General features: G+C 41.1%; 16 protein-coding genes and 1 riboswitch. Of the genes, 9 read left to right on the top strand and 7 right to left on the bottom strand.

Translation table 11 applies throughout. The features are described 5' to 3' along the window. Window positions 1-61: 61 nt before the first annotated feature. Window positions 62-1,363, top strand: a complete 1,302-nt coding sequence (gene thrC / locus BXY_RS04785) for a threonine synthase (RefSeq protein ID WP_015531327.1) — start codon at window positions 62-64, stop codon at window positions 1,361-1,363. A gap of 172 nt (window positions 1,364-1,535) precedes the next feature. On the opposite strand, the gene BXY_RS04790 is transcribed toward thrC, so the two are convergent. The 3 genes from BXY_RS04790 to BXY_RS04800 are packed head-to-tail and all read right to left on the bottom strand — an operon-like array spanning window position 1,536 to window position 5,029. Next, on the bottom strand, window positions 1,536-2,162 hold the full coding sequence (locus BXY_RS04790; RefSeq protein WP_004315260.1) for a thiamine diphosphokinase: 627 nt from the start codon (window positions 2,160-2,162) through the stop codon (window positions 1,536-1,538). Continuing rightward, complete coding sequence (pnuC, locus tag BXY_RS04795; RefSeq protein ID WP_004315259.1) at window positions 2,159-2,767, bottom strand: nicotinamide riboside transporter PnuC; 609 nt, start codon at window positions 2,765-2,767, stop codon at window positions 2,159-2,161. The genes BXY_RS04790 and pnuC overlap by 4 nt, the downstream gene beginning before the upstream one ends. Window positions 2,768-2,779: 12 nt before the next feature. Beyond that, entirely contained in the window at window positions 2,780-5,029 is a 2,250-nt protein-coding gene (locus tag BXY_RS04800; RefSeq protein WP_134993192.1) for a TonB-dependent receptor, read from the bottom strand. Window position 5,030: 1 nt separating this feature from the next. Further along, window positions 5,031-5,127: riboswitch (TPP riboswitch) on the bottom strand. Between the two features lie 127 nt (window positions 5,128-5,254). On the opposite strand from BXY_RS04800, the gene BXY_RS04805 reads away from it, so the two are divergent. Further along, window positions 5,255-6,163 (top strand): mechanosensitive ion channel family protein, encoded by a 909-nt coding sequence (locus tag BXY_RS04805; RefSeq protein WP_004299133.1) that lies wholly within the window; start codon window positions 5,255-5,257, stop codon window positions 6,161-6,163. 102 nt (window positions 6,164-6,265) lie between these two features. Here the strand turns inward: BXY_RS04805 and BXY_RS04810 are convergent, their stop codons facing one another. Together BXY_RS04810 and BXY_RS04815 are read right to left on the bottom strand one after the other, a co-directional pair. Further along, window positions 6,266-6,505, bottom strand: a complete 240-nt coding sequence (locus BXY_RS04810; RefSeq protein WP_004306417.1) for a hypothetical protein — start codon at window positions 6,503-6,505, stop codon at window positions 6,266-6,268. 68 nt (window positions 6,506-6,573) lie between these two features. Beyond that, on the bottom strand, window positions 6,574-7,860 hold the full coding sequence (locus tag BXY_RS04815; protein WP_004299135.1) for an O-acetylhomoserine aminocarboxypropyltransferase/cysteine synthase family protein: 1,287 nt from the start codon (window positions 7,858-7,860) through the stop codon (window positions 6,574-6,576). A 178-nt stretch (window positions 7,861-8,038) separates the two neighbouring features. Here BXY_RS04815 and BXY_RS04820 point away from each other — a divergent pair, with 178 nt between their 5' ends. The 6 genes from BXY_RS04820 to BXY_RS04845 all read left to right on the top strand — a co-directional run bounded on the left by BXY_RS04820 (window position 8,039) and on the right by BXY_RS04845 (window position 13,128). Further along, on the top strand, window positions 8,039-8,509 hold the full coding sequence (locus tag BXY_RS04820; RefSeq protein ID WP_004299136.1) for an Lrp/AsnC family transcriptional regulator: 471 nt from the start codon (window positions 8,039-8,041) through the stop codon (window positions 8,507-8,509). A 71-nt stretch (window positions 8,510-8,580) separates the two neighbouring features. After that, window positions 8,581-9,207, top strand: coding sequence for a CatB-related O-acetyltransferase (locus tag BXY_RS04825; RefSeq protein ID WP_004306418.1), 627 nt, complete (start codon window positions 8,581-8,583; stop codon window positions 9,205-9,207). A gap of 13 nt (window positions 9,208-9,220) precedes the next feature. After that, the gene (locus tag BXY_RS04830) at window positions 9,221-9,751 is read left to right on the top strand and encodes a GNAT family N-acetyltransferase (RefSeq protein WP_004306419.1); all 531 of its coding nucleotides are present in this window, start codon (window positions 9,221-9,223) and stop codon (window positions 9,749-9,751) included. Between the two features lie 80 nt (window positions 9,752-9,831). After that, window positions 9,832-10,566 carry an alpha/beta hydrolase gene (locus BXY_RS04835; RefSeq protein ID WP_015531329.1) on the top strand — a complete coding sequence of 245 codons (735 nt, stop codon included), beginning with the start codon at window positions 9,832-9,834 and terminating at the stop codon, window positions 10,564-10,566. 93 nt (window positions 10,567-10,659) lie between these two features. Further along, the gene (locus tag BXY_RS04840) at window positions 10,660-12,033 is read left to right on the top strand and encodes an MATE family efflux transporter (RefSeq protein ID WP_004299139.1); all 1,374 of its coding nucleotides are present in this window, start codon (window positions 10,660-10,662) and stop codon (window positions 12,031-12,033) included. A 138-nt stretch (window positions 12,034-12,171) separates the two neighbouring features. Beyond that, entirely contained in the window at window positions 12,172-13,128 is a 957-nt protein-coding gene (locus BXY_RS04845) for a bifunctional helix-turn-helix transcriptional regulator/GNAT family N-acetyltransferase (RefSeq protein WP_004299140.1), read from the top strand. A 47-nt stretch (window positions 13,129-13,175) separates the two neighbouring features. Here the strand turns inward: BXY_RS04845 and BXY_RS04850 are convergent, their stop codons facing one another. Further along, window positions 13,176-13,394: a hypothetical protein gene (locus BXY_RS04850; protein WP_004299141.1), complete on the bottom strand. Its 219-nt coding sequence runs from the start codon at window positions 13,392-13,394 to the stop codon at window positions 13,176-13,178. A gap of 249 nt (window positions 13,395-13,643) precedes the next feature. Here BXY_RS04850 and BXY_RS04855 point away from each other — a divergent pair, with 249 nt between their 5' ends. Then, window positions 13,644-14,840, top strand: a complete 1,197-nt coding sequence (locus tag BXY_RS04855) for an aminotransferase-like domain-containing protein (protein ID WP_004306421.1) — start codon at window positions 13,644-13,646, stop codon at window positions 14,838-14,840. On the opposite strand, the gene BXY_RS04860 is transcribed toward BXY_RS04855, so the two are convergent. Continuing rightward, window positions 14,832-16,244, bottom strand: a complete 1,413-nt coding sequence (locus tag BXY_RS04860) for an aminotransferase-like domain-containing protein (protein ID WP_008770674.1) — start codon at window positions 16,242-16,244, stop codon at window positions 14,832-14,834. The two genes, BXY_RS04855 and BXY_RS04860, sit on opposite strands and share 9 nt — an antisense overlap. Window positions 16,245-16,553 lie beyond the last annotated feature (309 nt).

Raw genomic sequence — 16,553 nt, forward strand, 5'->3', positions numbered from 1 at the left:
AATAGAGAAAATATCTGTGTAAATCTGTGTAATCTGTGGTGAGCACTAAAAATATCATTCCATGAAATATTATAGTACGAATAAACAAGCGCCGGTGGCTTCTTTACAGGAAGCAGTTGTAAAAGGTCTTGCAGCCGATAAAGGGTTGTTTATGCCTATGTCTATCAAGCCTCTTCCACAAGAGTTTTACGATACAATTGATACGTTGTCTTTTCAGGAAATAGCTTATCGTGTAGCCGATGCTTTCTTCGGTGAGGATATTCCTGCCGACACCCTGAAACAGATTGTATATGATACCTTAAGTTTTGATGTACCTTTGGTGAAAGTAGCGGATAACATCTACTCGCTCGAACTTTTCCACGGACCGACACTAGCCTTCAAAGATGTAGGCGGTCGTTTCATGGCGCGTCTGCTGGGATACTTCATTAAGAAGGAAGGACAAAAGAATGTAAATGTACTGGTAGCCACTTCCGGTGATACGGGAAGTGCTGTGGCTAACGGTTTTCTGGGTGTGGACGGTATTCATGTATATGTGCTCTATCCGAAAGGAAAAGTCAGCGAAATACAGGAAAAGCAATTCACTACACTGGGACAGAACATCACTGCGCTCGAAGTGGATGGAACGTTTGATGACTGCCAGGCATTGGTAAAAGCTGCTTTTATGGATAAGGAGCTGAATGAACATCTGTCATTGACTTCTGCCAATTCCATCAATGTAGCCCGTTTCCTGCCACAAGCATTTTATTATTTCTATGCATACGCTCAACTGAAGCGTGCCGGAAAAGCGGATAACGCCGTCATCTGCGTACCTAGCGGAAACTTCGGAAATATCACCGCAGGATTGTTCGGAAAGAAAATGGGATTGCCTGTGAAGCGTTTTATTGCTGCCAACAACCGCAACGATATTTTCTATCAATATCTGCAAACTGGCAAATACAATCCCCGTCCGTCTATTGCAACAATCGCTAACGCTATGGACGTGGGAGATCCTAGCAACTTTGCCCGTGTACTTGATTTGTATAATGGTTCGCACGCTGCTATCTCTGCCGAAATTTCAGGAACAACTTATACCGACGAACAGATCCGTGAAACGGTGAAAGAAACTTGGAAAGAACATCATTATCTCCTCGATCCTCACGGAGCTTGCGGATATCGTGCATTGGTAGAAGGCTTGCAAGAAGGCGAAACGGGTGTATTCCTTGAAACGGCTCATCCGGCCAAGTTCCTTGAAACAGTGGAAAGCATTATCGGTGAATCAGTAGAGATACCTGCCAAGTTGCAGGAATTTATGAAAGGCGAGAAGAAGAGTTTGCAAATGACGAAAGAATTTGCAGATTTCAAGAGCTATTTACTTTCATTGTAGTCGGTCTTAATAGGTTGTTATACAGTGATCTATGAGGCGTTGACAGTCTATTGAAATGAAAGAAAGATTCTCACCGCAATGAGAAAAAGTTCTCATTACTATGAGTATTTTTTCTCGTCGCAGTGAGAATTTTTTCTCATAGTGATGAGAATGTTTGAGAATTAATATCGGTTTACATAGAAGCTAGAAACACTAAATACTCTCCCGTGCATTGAATGGTAAAACGATTGCTTGTAGCTTCATTAAGAGTTCCTTGCCACCAATTCGTAAAGTCGCTAAGCGGATAAACCAATCCTTCCCCTTTCAATCCTTTCGCTCCGAAATTGATAATGGAAATTTGCTGGCCTGTGTGAGAAACGAAAGTCTGCGTGCCGCTTGCCGGAATAAATACTCCGTAATCCGTAACGGTTCGTACTTCCATACCGCTTTTCATATAATCCAGCAGCAAACTGATATTTCCTAATGTGTGGTCTTCCCGTTTTCCGGTAGCACCGACGATGGCTATTCTCTGGTAGCCTTTTTCTTGCAGGAAGTGGACAGCCTTGGTTTGGTCGTTTGTTTCCTGATCGGCAATATGGTGAATAATGTCCGAAAAGCGTGTTTTGTTTTCCGGCGAAAGAGAGTCTCCGTCGCCAATAATAATATCGGGAGTATGTCCACGTAAGATATATTCGTTGGCTGCTCCATCGCAACAAACCACGAATTTAGCCTCTTCCAGTATTTTCAGGGGAAGCACATGCGTAGGATATTCGCCGTTGGCAAGTATGACGGCTTCGGGAGTATAGTGTTCACTTATCATTGTACGCTCATTAATTTTTTCCATTTAAAGTAGCCAAAGATAGCTATAATGGAGTAAAGTCCGTATAAAGCAGAAGTAAAATAAAGGTCTTTATAGATATAAAGTCCGCAGCAGACAATATCCACAAGAATCCAGGCAAACCATTGCTCGACGTATTTACGCGCCAGCATCCACATGCCGACAATGCTCAATGCCGTAGTAAAACTATCCAGCCAGGGCACGTTGCTGTCCGTATATTCGATCAGTATCCACGCAATGCCGATAAATGCAACAATAAATACCAGAAAAAGAGGTAAGTAACATTTCCATGGAGTATGCACGATAGGAAGGTCTTTGGGTTTGTCACCGATTGAAGCATCTGCTGACTGCTGACTTTTTTTCTTTCTGTGTCCCCACATCCAGAAGAACCAACCATAGATGGCAGCTATCAGATAGTAGATATTGATACCGAAATCGGCATACAGTCCTGCTTTGTAATATACGAAGATATAGATGGCAGGCATCACGATACCTGCTATCCAAAGGTAGATACTTGCCCGGTACTCCAACCAAAGGTAGACTAGCCCGACAATCGTACCGAATATTTCCAGAAAATTCAATTCCATAGCCCTGTGGTATTAAAAGCGGAAAGAAACATGTCCCATAACGTTTGTTCCTGCCTGCGCTGCATATCCGGCATAGTTTCCCCGATTCTCCACCGTATCGGTGTAGTCGCTCGAGGCCCAACCGTTGTTTTCATATTTTTCATTAAACAGATTGTACACAGTGAACCCTACCGTGACTTCTTTCAACACCTTCTTGGGACGGAAGCTGTACGCAAGATTGAGGTTGCTGACAAAATACTTATCAAGAGCCAGTTCTTCAACTTCTGCGTTTGTCATATACTGTTTGCTCACGAACTGTGATTGCAGGGCAGCTTCGAATCCCTTATAATTGAATGAGAAACGATTGTTGAGTAGGAAGTCCGGTGAGAAAGCAATGTGAGTGTCTTTATGCTTTATCTGAATAGTCGGGAGAGAAGTAGAGCTACCGTCGTCATTATAGTGGTAGCCCGGCAGGCTCTCTACGAAATCCTGAATACGGTTTTTGCTCCATGTAGCGTTGATATCCCATTGAAACCATTTGCACGGTTTGATTCCCAGCATGATTTCGATTCCCATGCGATAACTGTCCGGCACGTTTTCGGTCAGTGCTTCACCTATATCGTTTAAGGCTCCGGTCAGAACCAGTTGGTCGGTATAGTCCATGTAGTAGAAGTTTGCACCTGCTGTCAGCCATTGGTTGGCGAAGGTATATCCTGCTTCATAGTCGAGCAGCTTTTCTGCTTTGGGGTACGAGTCCGGATCACCATCCGTATAATTGTTTCTTGTTGGCTCTTTTTGAGCAACCGAGAAAGAGGAATAGACACGATGGTTGGAAGTGATGTTCCAGTTTAATCCTACTTTCGGATTAAAGAAATCGAACTTTTTATCTACTGCCAGTGGACGCAGCGCATTCTTACTCCAGTCATATTTATCATTGTTTCCGTCGATGGTATAGTTGATGTGGCGATACTGGAGATCGGCATAAGCACTTAGTCCTCTAGTAAGATCGTAGTTCGCTTTCAGATAAATATTTCCATCGGTCTTCTTGGATTTGTTGCGGTAATATTCATGGTCGGGAGATAGAGAACCTACGTAGTTTTTCACCCAGGGAACTCTTCCGAAGTTATTGCCCCGGTATTGATTTAATCCGCCGCCCAGGGATGCACTTAGCCTGTTGGCTGTGTAATTGAGAGAAAAAACGCCGCCGCCGAATTTGTTGTCCATCTTCTTTTGACGGACTAAATCGCTTTTAGATACTTCGGTTCCATCTATTGTAAATGATTTTAAACCATATTCTATGAGGTATCTGCCGTCTTTGTACTCTTCGTAATAACCGTCACCTTTGGTATAATGTAAGGCAACGTTCAGATTCCAGGCTGTCGAGAAAGTATGATTGAAGAGAAGCTGATAATTCTTTTGCAGATAATTATCTGTTTGGTCGTCGTAATAATATTTTTTGCCGTTGGCATCAGTGTACATTTCCCCGCAAGGATTGTAGCGTCTGCCGAATTTTTCCATTTGCTCTTTTGTTGCGTATCCCCAAGCATGATATGTTTTTTCTTTTCCGGCAAATGCAATGAGCTTCACAGATGTGTTTTCTGCAAAATAACCTCCTTGCAGGTAGTAAGAGTTCAAGTCCACCGAAGCACGGTCTATGTATCCGTCCGTACCGATATTGGAAAGGCGGGCGTCAAACGTCCAGTGGTTATTGAGTAGGCCGGTTCCCACTTTCACTGTTTCCTTGTGCGTGTTGAACGAACCGTATGAACCATTGAATTCGGCGTATGGTTTCATAGATGCACCTTCGGTTTGCATATTGACACTGGCTCCGAAAGCACCTGCTCCGTTCGTCGATGTACCTGCTCCGCGCTGCACCTGCATATCTTTTACGGAAGAAGAAAAGTCGGGCATATTCACCCAGAACAGGTTATGGCTTTCGGCATCGTTCATCGGTATGCCGTTTACCGTGATGTTGATTCGTGTGCCATCGGTTCCACGTACGCGAAGTGTCGTATAGCCGATACCAGCTCCTGCATCCGATGTGGTCAGTGTGGAAGGAGTCATACTTAGCAGATAGGGGATATCCTGTCCGAAGTTTACCTTTTTGAGTTCTGCTTTGCCTATATTGGTGAATGCCACGGGAGTTTTGGCTGTGGCACGTGTGGACACTACCTGCACCTCTTGCAGGTTTACTACTCTCATACTATCCTTTGCACTCGTCTGTGCATGAACAGTGATACCTGCGCCCAATAAGGCGACGGCCATCCATACAATTCTTTTCATTTTTGCTTACTAATTAGTTCTCTACGCCGGCATTACCCGGATCAGATTCTATGGGTATGTTCTCAGCCCGTCATGTTAAGGCACCCCTACCAGTGAATCGGTGACAAAAATACTGCTTTTGCAGGAGGAAAGCAAAAAAAACTTTTAGATTCACTAAAAACAATATAACTTTGTAAATTGTTGAAATAACAAAACTGCATTTATTCACTTAATATATATTTAATTATGCTACTATTATTGCAAGCAACACAAGCTGCGGACTCTGTGCAAGTGGCTGCAGACGAATTAATGAAAGAGGCGATTGCCAATGCTGACGGATTGGATAAGCTTTCGCTGATTACTCAACAATTGATAGACTTCGGTATTCGTGCCGGAGAACGTATATTGATTGCGGTCCTTGTCTTTGTCGTCGGACGTTTCCTCATCTCGCTGCTCAACAAATTCATCAGGCGTCTGATGGATAAACGAAAAGTAGATGTAAGTATCAAAACTTTCGTTAGAAGTCTGGTCAATATTCTGTTGACAATCCTGTTAATCATTTCTGTTGTCGGTGCCTTGGGAGTTGAGACAACTTCATTTGCGGCTTTATTGGCTTCCGCCGGTGTCGCTGTCGGTATGGCTTTATCCGGTAATCTGCAAAACTTTGCCGGTGGACTGGTTATTCTTTTGTTCAAACCTTATAAAGTTGGCGATTGGATAGAAACACAGCAGGGATCAGCCGGTACAGTAAAAGAAATTCAGATATTCCATACCATCCTTACTACTGGGGATAATAAACTGATTTATATACCGAATGGTTCATTAAGTAGTGGAGTAGTGATTAATTACAGTCACCAGGAAACCCGCCGTGTAGAATGGATTATTGGTATAGATTATGGGGAAGATTACAATAAGGTTCAGCAGATAGTTCGTGATATTCTGGCTGAAGATAAACGTATCTTGAATGAACCTGCTCCGTTTATAGCTCTTCATGCGCTAGATGCCAGCAGTGTGAATGTGGTGGTACGTGTATGGGTAAATAGCGGAGATTATTGGGGTGTTTATTTCGATACCAATAAAGCTATTTACGAAACCTTCAATGAAAAAGGTATCAACTTCCCTTTCCCACAGCTTACTGTGCATCAGGGAAATTGATTGTTATACTCTGATAATTCAAAAAATAAGGGAGTTGTACTTAACGTGCAACTCCCTTATTTTTTGGAAAACTTGTCTGGTGTGATTGAATAAATCTCTTTTTTATTTTATACCGAAATCTTCGGCTAGTTCATATCTATCTTCTTTGATTCCCAGTACATGATTAATTTTTCTCCTTTTCTCGAGATCTTTAAAGTAGTTTTCCACAACCTGATAGAGATCGAAGTTAGTGGTTGATCCTGCGGCTAAATCGAGTGATTCCACCATCTTTTCTACGGCTTGATGGATTTTCTCTGCGTCTATCAGATGCAGTTCGTTGCTGTGTATTAAATATTTTTCCATGACTGCAATGTTTTTAATGTTATATAGGTATAACATCTTGCAGTCATGGAAAGTTCAATGATTGAATGTTAGATTTTGGCAAGCGCCTGATCCAAATCCGCAATCAGGTCATCAATATGTTCCGTTCCAATTGATAAACGTACGGTGCCCGGATAAATCTCCTGTTCGGCGAGTTCCTGTGCATTGAGCTGTGAATGGGTAGTGCTTGCCGGGTGGATCACCAATGATTTCACATCGGCAACATTGGCAAGCAGGGAGAAAATCTCCAGGCTGTCGATGAAGCGGTGTGCTTCCTCTTGTCCGCCTTTTACCTCGAAAGTAAAAATGGAACCGGCACCATTCGGGAAGTAACGTTGATACAGTGCATGGTCAGGATGATTGGATAATGACGGATGGTTCACTTTCTTCACTTTCGGATGATTGTTTAAGAAATTCACTACCTTCAATGCATTTTCTACATGGCGTTCTACGCGCAAGGAAAGAGTTTCCAAGCCTTGCAACAGGATAAAAGCGTTGAATGGACTGATGGTGGCACCTGTGTCGCGCAGCAGAATAGCCCGGATACGGATGGCATAGGCAGCCGGACCGGCTGCATCAACGAAGCGTACGCCATGATAGCATGGATCAGGTTCGGTTAGTTGTGGAAATTTGCCGGAAGCTACCCAGTCGAATTTGCCCGAATCTACAATGACTCCTCCTAATGACGAACCGTGTCCGCCAATGAATTTTGTTGCGGAATGTACTACGATATCTGCTCCGTGTTCGATAGGGCGGATTAAATACGGGGTACCAAATGTGTTGTCAATAATCAAAGGTATTTTGTGGCGGTGGGCTATTTCAGCTACTGCCTCTATATCAATGATATTTGAGTTCGGATTTCCCAATGTCTCGATAAATACGGCTTTCGTATTTTCCTGAATGGCTTTTTCAAAGTTCGATAAATCACTTGGATCAACGAATGTTGTTGTGATGCCATAACTGGGTAAGGTATGAGCCAGTAAGTTATAGCTTCCTCCATAAATAGTTTTGGCTGCCACAATATGGTCGCCTGCACGAGTGATGTTCTCGAAAGCATAAGTGATAGCAGCGGCACCCGAAGCAACTGCCAGCCCTGCTACTCCTCCTTCAAGAGCGGCTACGCGTTGTTCAAAAACTCCTTGAGTGGAGTTGGTCAGACGACCGTAGATGTTTCCCGGGTCCTGCAGGCCGAAACGTGCGGCTGCGTGAGCGGAGTTGTGAAATACATAAGAAGTAGTCTGATAAATAGGTACTGCACGGGCATCTGTTGCCGGATCTGCTTGTTCTTGTCCTACATGAACTTGTAAAGTCTCGAAATGTAAATTCTTTGTTGCCATAATCGTATATTTTTTAAGTTTAATATTCTTTCTTTATTTTCTTGCAAAGTTATTGGATGAAGATATATCGAACAATATATATCTAAAATATAGAAAATAATGCTATTTTTGTGCCATTATATGGAATAATATAACTGTGCTATTCCTAGAAATCACCTTTTAGAAGAATATTTTTCTTATGGATACTTTTGATAAACTGGATAGAGTCGATTTGCAAATACTCCGTACTTTGCAAGAAAACGCCCGATTGACGACAAAAGAGTTGGCTGCACGGGTGAGCCTTTCTTCAACTCCTGTTTTTGAACGTCTTAAACGGTTGGAGAGTGGAGGATATATAAAGAAGTATATTGCCGTATTGGATGCGGAAAAGCTGAATCAGGGATTTGTCGTATTCTGCAGTGTGAAGCTTAGACGTCTGAACAGGGATATAGCAGCCGAGTTTACACGGATTATACAGGATATTCCTGAAGTAACCGAATGTTATAACATATCAGGAAGTTATGATTACCTGTTGAAGATTCATGCTCCCAATATGAAATACTATCAGGAGTTTATTCTGAATGTGTTGGGGACGATTGATAGCTTAGGATCACTGGAAAGCACGTTTGTAATGGCTGAAGTGAAGCATCAATATGGGATACATATTTAGTTCGTTGTGTGATAGTCTGAAATTTATCTTGTATATTTGCTATGTAATATAAATCCTCTTCTGCTGACACAATGAATTCAAAAACATATCCTCGCACCAATGATTTCCAGACTGTTTATCTGAATACAGTGATTAAGAATCCTGCCATTATGGTAGGTGATTATACAATATACAATGACTTTGTAAATGATCCTGTTCTTTTTGAGAAGAACAATGTATTATATCATTATCCGATTAATAAAGACCGATTGATAATTGGCAAATTCTGTTCCATTGCTTGTGGAGCCAAATTTCTTTTTAACAGCGCAAACCACACATTGGGTTCTTTATCCAATTATACGTTTCCTATCTTTTTTGAGGAATGGAATTTAGATAAAGGAGATGTAACTTCTGCTTGGGATAATAAAGGGGATATAGTAATAGGTAATGATGTCTGGATTGGATATGAAGCTGTTATCATGGCAGGAGTTCATATCGGAGATGGAGCGGTTATTGCGTCGCGGGCAGTGGTTACTAAAGATGTTCCTCCTTATACGATAGTAGGTGGGACACCAGCCAAAGAAATCCGGAAGCGTTTTGATGAGAATACGATTGTCCAATTGCAGAAATTGCAATGGTGGGATTGGAGTATTGAGAAGATATCCGAATGTATACCTTATATTACAGGTGGAAAGATTGAAGAACTGATAAAAAGATAAACAGTGTGTATATATGAAATTTACAATAGAGCCCGGAACTTCTGCTGATATAGATGAACTGGAAAAGCTGTATGATGAACTGAATGATTATCTGGCTGCTACGACTAATTATCCCGGGTGGATAAAAGGTGTTTATCCTGTTCGGGAAGATGCGGTTGCCGGTGTAAATGATGAAACGCTTTACGTAGCAAGATATGATGGAAGAATTGTCGGTTCAGTCATTTTAAATCATCAACCGGAAAAGGCTTATGAGAATGTCAAATGGAAAATAGAACTGGACTATAGTCATATCTTTGTGATACATACTTTTGTTGTACATCCTTCTTTTTTGAAAATAGGAGTAGGGCATGCATTAATGGATTATTCATTGGAATTGGCTCAAAGTTCGGGGATAAAGTCTGTGCGGTTAGATGTTTACGAGAAAAATCTTCCGGCTATTTCATTGTACGAAAAGTGTGGGTTCGAATACATTGATACCGTAGATTTAGGATTGGGTCATTACGGTTTAGAGTGGTTCAAACTTTATGAGAAAATCATTTTATAATCCCTTCCTTACATTATGCATTCATTGTTATAATTCAGTTGCTCTTAGATTTATAGAATAATAAATATCACATCATAGACATGAAGAAACTAATTATTGTATTTGTTCTTTTATTATCAGCACTCTCTTGTTTCTCACAAATAGAGTTTTCGACTTGCCTTTTTGATGCTTCAAGAAACAGAGTGATACCGCTAGCCGTCTATCAGCCGCACAAAGTGAATTCGAAAACAAAAGTCATTATATTTAGCCACGGCTACGATGGAAATAAAAATAATAAGTCCAATCAGACTTATGCCTATCTAACACGATTCCTTTCCCAGAAAGGCTTTTACGTAATAAGCATACAACATGAATTGGCAGATGATCCTCTTTTGGCCATGGAAGGTAATTTCATGGAAACACGCATGTCAAATTGGGAAAGGGGAGTGGCAAATATTCTTTTTACTATTCAGGAATTTAAGAAATTGAAGCCACAATTAAATTGGAATGACTTTATATTGATAGGACATTCCAATGGCGGAGATATGACCATGTTATTTGCTACCCGATATCCGCAGTTGATAAATAAAGCCATATCTATGGATCATCGCAGAATGATAATGCCTAGAACACGGAATCCTCGACTTTATACGTTAAGAGGATGCGATTATGATGCGGATTCAGGAGTATTACCCACTGAAAAGGAGCAGGAACAATTCCGGATGAAGGTTGTGAAATTGGACGGAATAACGCATAGTAATATGGGGGAGAATGGAACGGAAGAACAACACAACCTTATCAATCAGTATATCTATGGATTTCTTACACGGAGATAACTGATGTATTATATTTATTTTATCCAATGGTTTTAAATCGGAAGCCTGTTTTTCTTATAACTTTGCAACTGATTTTAGAAAAAGAAGTTTGGGATGATAAATAAATATGAAGAACGACTGGGGACAGAGCGCATGTTACCGCTTGTTTTTAAGATGGCACTTCCGGCTGTGGCAGCGCAATTTGTTAATTTGCTTTATAGCATGGTCGACCGTATTTATATTGGTCATATCCCTGGGATTGGTACGGATGCATTGGCGGGTGTAGGAGTAACGACTTCTCTTGTTATACTGATTTCTTCTTTTTCAGCGATAGTAGGAGGTGGCGGTGCGCCGTTAGCGGCTATCGCACTCGGACAGGGGGATCGTTCACGTGCCGGAAAAATTCTGGGTAATGGTTTTATCCTGCTGATACTATTCACCTTGTTTACTTCTCTCATCGCATATACCTTTATGGAGCCGATTCTACTCTTTACAGGAGCTTCAGAAAATACATTGGAGTATGCAGTCAACTATCTTTCTATCTATTTATTAGGAACTATCTTCGTAGAAATATCCACAGGATTAAATTCTTTTATCAATGCACAAGGGCGTCCTGCTATCGCCATGTACTCGGTATTAATAGGAGCACTGTTGAATATCGTCCTCGACCCGATTTTCATTTTTTGGCTCGATATGGGAGTAAAAGGTGCAGCTCTGGCTACAGTGCTTTCACAGGCATGTAGTGCAGTGTGGGTTTTAACTTTCCTTTTCTCCCGGCACGCCTCTCTCCCTTTAGAAAAACGTTATATGGCGTTGAACCGGGAAATAATACTTTCTATATTTGCTTTGGGCGTATCACCGTTTATTATGGCAAGTACCGAAAGCCTGGTCGGCTTTGTTCTGAACAGCAGCCTGAAAGATTTTGGAGATATTTATGTCAGCGCATTGACCATCTTGCAAAGTGCGATGCAATTTGCAAGTGTCCCATTAACAGGATTTGCGCAAGGGTTCGTTCCTATTGTGAGTTATAATTATGGGCACGGCGATAAACAACGTGTCAAAGACTGTTTCCGTGTCGCATTGATAACCATGTTCTCATTCAACTTACTGCTGATGTTGTTTATGATTCTTTTCCCCTCAACAGTAGCTTCCGCCTTTACGAGTGATGAAAGATTGATAGAAACAGTCCGCTGGGCAATGCCTGTTTTCTTGGGTGGTATGACTATTTTCGGATTGCAACGAGCCTGCCAAAATATGTTTGTAGCCTTGGGACAAGCAAAAATTTCTATTTTCATAGCCTTGTTGCGCAAAGCAATCCTATTGATCCCATTGGCATTAATATTGCCACATTTTATGGGAGTAGCCGGTGTATATGCGGCTGAAGCAATATCCGATGCGACAGCGGCAATTTGTTGTACTTTGTTGTTCTTCTGGCAGTTCCCCAAAATATTGGGAAAAATCCAAAGGAGCACTTTGCACATAAGCTAAATTTCCTGATGTTTATCCATAAATAGAACTAATTATGTAACGGCTTACGTATTTTTGCGAAAAATGTTTGTTCATATTATAAAAAGCTAATATATTTGCGTAATCAATTACGTATTTAGTGACGCAACTAATAAAAACATGGACTTTTTTAATCAGACAGGCAAATTAGCCATCGGTAGCAGATTACGCATGTTGACCGATAAAATAACAGTAGATGCAGCCGCCATCTATAAAATGTTTGGAGTAGACCTCAAACCGAAATGGTTTCCTGTATTTTTTGTATTATCACGTGGGGAGGCAAAAACCATTACGTCCATAGCCAAAGAGATTGGTCATTCTCATCCTTCCGTGAGTAATATTATTAAAGAAATGGTAGCTAAAGGATTAGTGAAGGAGACAAAGGACAAATCCGACGGGAGAAGAAACATGGTCATGTTATCTGCCAAAGGAAAAAGAATGTCCGACTCTTTTTCGGAACAGTGTATAGATGTTACGGCAGCTATTGAGCAAATCACGCAGCAAACCCGGAATGACCTTTGGGAGGCTATCGAAGAATGGGAGAATCTTTTGTTGGATAAATCCCTGTTGGAGCGGGTGAAGGAAGCGAAAAAGGAACGAGAGAGTAAGGACATCAAAATAGTTCCTTATGAACCTTGCTATCAATCTGCCTTCCGGACCCTTAACGAAGAGTGGATAACTGCTTATTTTCGGATGGAAGAGGCCGATTACAAGGCTTTGGATCATCCAAAGGAATATATTCTGGATAAGGGAGGAGCTATTTTGGTGGCTCTTTATAAAGATGAGCCGGTCGGTGTATGTGCTTTGTGTAAGATGGATCATCCGCTTTATGATTATGAGTTGGCCAAACTGGCTGTCAGCCCTAAGGTTCAGGGCAAAGGTATTGGAGTACTGCTTTGCGAAGCAGTTGTAAATAAAGCGAAGGAGCTTGGTGGTAAAAGAATCTTTATAGAGAGCAATACGCGTCTGAAACCGGCTATCCATATTTATCATAAGTTGGGCTTCAAGGAACTTCCCGAATATCACACGACTTATGAAAGAGGAGACATACAGATGGAATTAATGATTGAAGAGTGAAAATGAAAAAGGTGGATGGTGAATTTATTAAGGGGCGCATTGCCCCTTCATTCCAGTTCCTGCGCATAAATGTTGATAGCGCGTAATGCCTTTGATATTTCAGTCGGGGTGATTCCCTGACATTCTATTCTCAACACTTTTTCCCAGTCCTCCATATCTACATTCCATTTGTAGATTTGGGGACATAGGGTGAACAGCGCTGCGATATGTTTTATATCCCGTGCATTTCTAACCGAGGTTCGAAAAATGAGTATTTGCTCTTCCATAGTTACTATCAATTACTTTTGTTTTCAGTGCAAAGGTAGGTTTAAACAAGGTTCTGTATAGGATTATTCGACGAATGCCCTGATTACTCATGACGAAATAAGTAATCGGGGAGATTAACTTCATATACTTATCCTTTGAAAAGTCAGTCATCTGTACCTGTCAATATATAAAAAAGTGTATCTGTTCTCGTCTTTCTTTTTTGATTTACTTTGCAGTGTTGTTTTAATCTCCTAATATACTTAAAGGTTATGAAGTTGAATTTTGCTAAAAGAATGTCTTATATAAAGGCTTCGGAAATAAGAGAAATATTAAAAGTTACCGAACAGGAAGATGTGATTTCGTTTGCAGGTGGTCTGCCTGCTCCGGAACTTTTTCCGATAGATGAAATCAATGAGATCAATCAGATCGTATTGAAAGAGGCAGGTACGAAAGCGCTCCAATATACCACAACAGAAGGTTATGTCCCTTTGCGCGAATGGATTGCCAACCGGATGAACGAACGTTTGGGCACGACTTTCGATAAAGATAATATTCTGATTACCCATGGCTCGCAACAAGGATTGGACTTATCCGGAAAAGTTTTCCTGGACGAGGGAGACATCGTACTTTGCGAAAGCCCTACGTATTTGGCTGCAATCAGTGCATTCAAAGCGTATGGATGTAGCTTTATTGAACTTCCTACGGATGGGGACGGTATGATGATGGATGTTTTGGAAGATGTTTTGAGCAATACTCCTCATATAAAGCTGATATATGCAATACCTACTTTTCAAAATCCTACAGGAAAAACGTGGAGTTTGGAAAGACGCAGGAAGCTGGCTGAATTATCCGCAAAGTATGGTGTTGCGGTTATTGAAGACAATCCGTACGGCGAGTTAAGGTTTGAAGGAGAGTCTTTGCCATCTATAAAGTCTTTTGATGAGGCTGGAAATATCCTGTGTACAGGTAGTTTCTCGAAAATATTCTGTCCCGGTTTCCGGATTGGCTGGATTGCGGGGGATAAAGAGATTATCCGCAAATACGTATTGGTCAAGCAAGGTACGGATTTACAATGCAACACTATTGCCCAAATGACCATCGCCGAATACCTGAAGCGCTATGATATTGATAAACATATTGCCAAAATAGTAGAAGTATACAGAAAACGCAGAAATGTGGCGATTGAAAGTATAGAACGTTATTTTCCTGATACTATAAAGTTTACTCGTCCCGAAGGCGGATTATTTACATGGATAGAACTTCCCGAAGGGATTTCGGCACGTGATGTTTTAGTCAGAAGCCTGGAGAAAAAGATTGCTTTTGTTCCGGGAGGCTCCTTTTATCCGAACGGAAACAAGGAAAATACGCTTCGGATCAACTACTCTAATATGCCCGAAGACAAAATAGAGAAAGGACTTAAAACCCTCGGCGAAGTGGTAAAGGAGTATATCAGTCAATCAAAATGATTCTTTGATAATGTTTCCCAAAACCTGCAAGCGTTCTTCAATGAAAGCACTCCATTGCTGACCGAAACTCAAGCGCATACAGTTTCTGTACTGGTCGTGCAGAGTAAACATGCGTCCGGGAGCAATGCTGATCTTATGTTGCATCGCTTTGTAATATAGCTCCGTGGTATCAATCTTTTTATTCAGTTCCACCCAAAGCATAAAACCTCCTTGTGGAGTGATGATTTTAGTGTCTTCGGGAAAATAGTCGGTAATAGCTTGTGCCAAATGAAGACTATTGGAATGTAGCTCATGGCGCAACTTGCGTAAATGATTCTCATACCTGCCGTTCTCCATGAAGTTGGCAATGGCTTCTTGGTTGAGGGTAGGAGTGGATATTAAATGAATATGTTTCTGACGAATAATAGCATCCTTAAACTTACCGGGGGCAATCCAGCCTACCCGATAACCGGGAGCTAACGTCTTTGATACAGAACCACACCATAACACAAGTCCCTTTTCATCGAAAGCTTTGCATGGCTTAGGGCGTGAATGTCCGAAGAATACATCGCCGTATAAATCATCTTCAATCAGAGGAATATTGTGTTCCGCCAACATCTGTACTATCTCTTTCTTATGTTCATCGGGCATGCAACTCCCAAGCGGATTACTGAAATTACTGATAAGCAGGCATAGATTGATCTGCGGCAATACTTTTCTTAAAGCATCGGGTTCGATGCCTGTTACAGGATTGGTCGGCAGTTCCAGCACATGAAGCTCCATACTGTTGGCCAACTGTAATATCCCGAAATAAACAGGACTTTCAACAGCTATCGTGTCTCCTCTTTGAGCAATAACAGATAATGCTAAAGAGATGGAATTGGTTACTCCTGTGGTAGTAACAATATCATCTTCGGTCAGATTTCCATTCCAGCTATACGCAAAACGGGCAATATAGTTTCTCAAACGAATGTTTCCTTGAGGGTCTTCATACCTAGTGCCGTTCCCCGGAAGTGAATACATGGCCTTGGTCAGTTCTTTATTGAGTTTGGCAATAGGCAATAAAACATCTTCCGGTATTCCCAGCGAAAAACGGGTGATAGACGAATCTTCGATGGAATGATATACTTCCATGATTAAGTCTGCTTCTTCCTTTCCCGGAGATTGAGCGGAAGGCTGCGTTGTTGCCGGCGCAGACAAATTTAGTGGCTTATAATTGACAATGTACCCTGATTTGGGGCGGGAAATGATGAATCCTTCCTTTTCCAGTTCATAATATACCTGAATGGCTGTATTTAAACTTACGCCATATTCATTGCTGATAGTACGTAAAGAAGGTAATTTCTCGCCTGCTTTCCATATACCTGTTTTTATTTGCCAGGCGATAGTGCCGGCTATCTTTTGATATAGGATTTCTCTTTTCATGTTTATTCTGTACTTGGCAAAGATACAAAAATGATGTCTGTATCTGTTGTTGTTTGATTGCAAATAATTCATTCAGTCATTTTTTATAATTGCTTGCTATTCAGTTATAAATTTATTCCATATCATTATATTTTAGACATGACAAGATTATCATTGAAATATATTTCAACATATACATTCCTACGATAGAAGCGTCAAAAATAAAAGAGACGAACAATTTTCTTAATTTAAGTTTAGGACTTCAACAGTCGATTCGTTTCTCGGTGAGAAACACTTCGTTTCTCGGTGTCGAAAAGGTTGTTTCTCGGT

This window comes from Bacteroides xylanisolvens XB1A, from assembly GCF_000210075.1.
Classification (GTDB): domain Bacteria; phylum Bacteroidota; class Bacteroidia; order Bacteroidales; family Bacteroidaceae; genus Bacteroides; species Bacteroides xylanisolvens.

Excerpts from the sequence above, each read along its gene's own strand:
- BXY_RS04820 (WP_004299136.1), top strand. The coding sequence starts at position 8,039 with ATGGATACTTTTGATAAACTGGATAGAGTCGATTTGCAAATACTCCGT.
- BXY_RS04835 (WP_015531329.1), top strand. The coding sequence starts at position 9,832 with ATGAAGAAACTAATTATTGTATTTGTTCTTTTATTATCAGCACTCTCT.
- thrC (WP_015531327.1), top strand. The coding sequence starts at position 62 with ATGAAATATTATAGTACGAATAAACAAGCGCCGGTGGCTTCTTTACAG.
- BXY_RS04860 (WP_008770674.1), bottom strand. The coding sequence starts at position 16,244 with ATGAAAAGAGAAATCCTATATCAAAAGATAGCCGGCACTATCGCCTGG.
- BXY_RS04815 (WP_004299135.1), bottom strand. The coding sequence starts at position 7,860 with ATGGCAACAAAGAATTTACATTTCGAGACTTTACAAGTTCATGTAGGA.
- BXY_RS04805 (WP_004299133.1), top strand. The coding sequence starts at position 5,255 with ATGCTACTATTATTGCAAGCAACACAAGCTGCGGACTCTGTGCAAGTG.
- BXY_RS04840 (WP_004299139.1), top strand. The coding sequence starts at position 10,660 with ATGATAAATAAATATGAAGAACGACTGGGGACAGAGCGCATGTTACCG.
- BXY_RS04845 (WP_004299140.1), top strand. The coding sequence starts at position 12,172 with ATGGACTTTTTTAATCAGACAGGCAAATTAGCCATCGGTAGCAGATTA.
- BXY_RS04825 (WP_004306418.1), top strand. The coding sequence starts at position 8,581 with ATGAATTCAAAAACATATCCTCGCACCAATGATTTCCAGACTGTTTAT.
- BXY_RS04810 (WP_004306417.1), bottom strand. The coding sequence starts at position 6,505 with ATGGAAAAATATTTAATACACAGCAACGAACTGCATCTGATAGACGCA.
- pnuC (WP_004315259.1), bottom strand. The coding sequence starts at position 2,767 with ATGGAATTGAATTTTCTGGAAATATTCGGTACGATTGTCGGGCTAGTC.
- BXY_RS04830 (WP_004306419.1), top strand. The coding sequence starts at position 9,221 with ATGAAATTTACAATAGAGCCCGGAACTTCTGCTGATATAGATGAACTG.
- BXY_RS04855 (WP_004306421.1), top strand. The coding sequence starts at position 13,644 with ATGAAGTTGAATTTTGCTAAAAGAATGTCTTATATAAAGGCTTCGGAA.
- BXY_RS04790 (WP_004315260.1), bottom strand. The coding sequence starts at position 2,162 with ATGATAAGTGAACACTATACTCCCGAAGCCGTCATACTTGCCAACGGC.
- BXY_RS04800 (WP_134993192.1), bottom strand. The coding sequence starts at position 5,029 with ATGAAAAGAATTGTATGGATGGCCGTCGCCTTATTGGGCGCAGGTATC.
- BXY_RS04850 (WP_004299141.1), bottom strand. The coding sequence starts at position 13,394 with ATGGAAGAGCAAATACTCATTTTTCGAACCTCGGTTAGAAATGCACGG.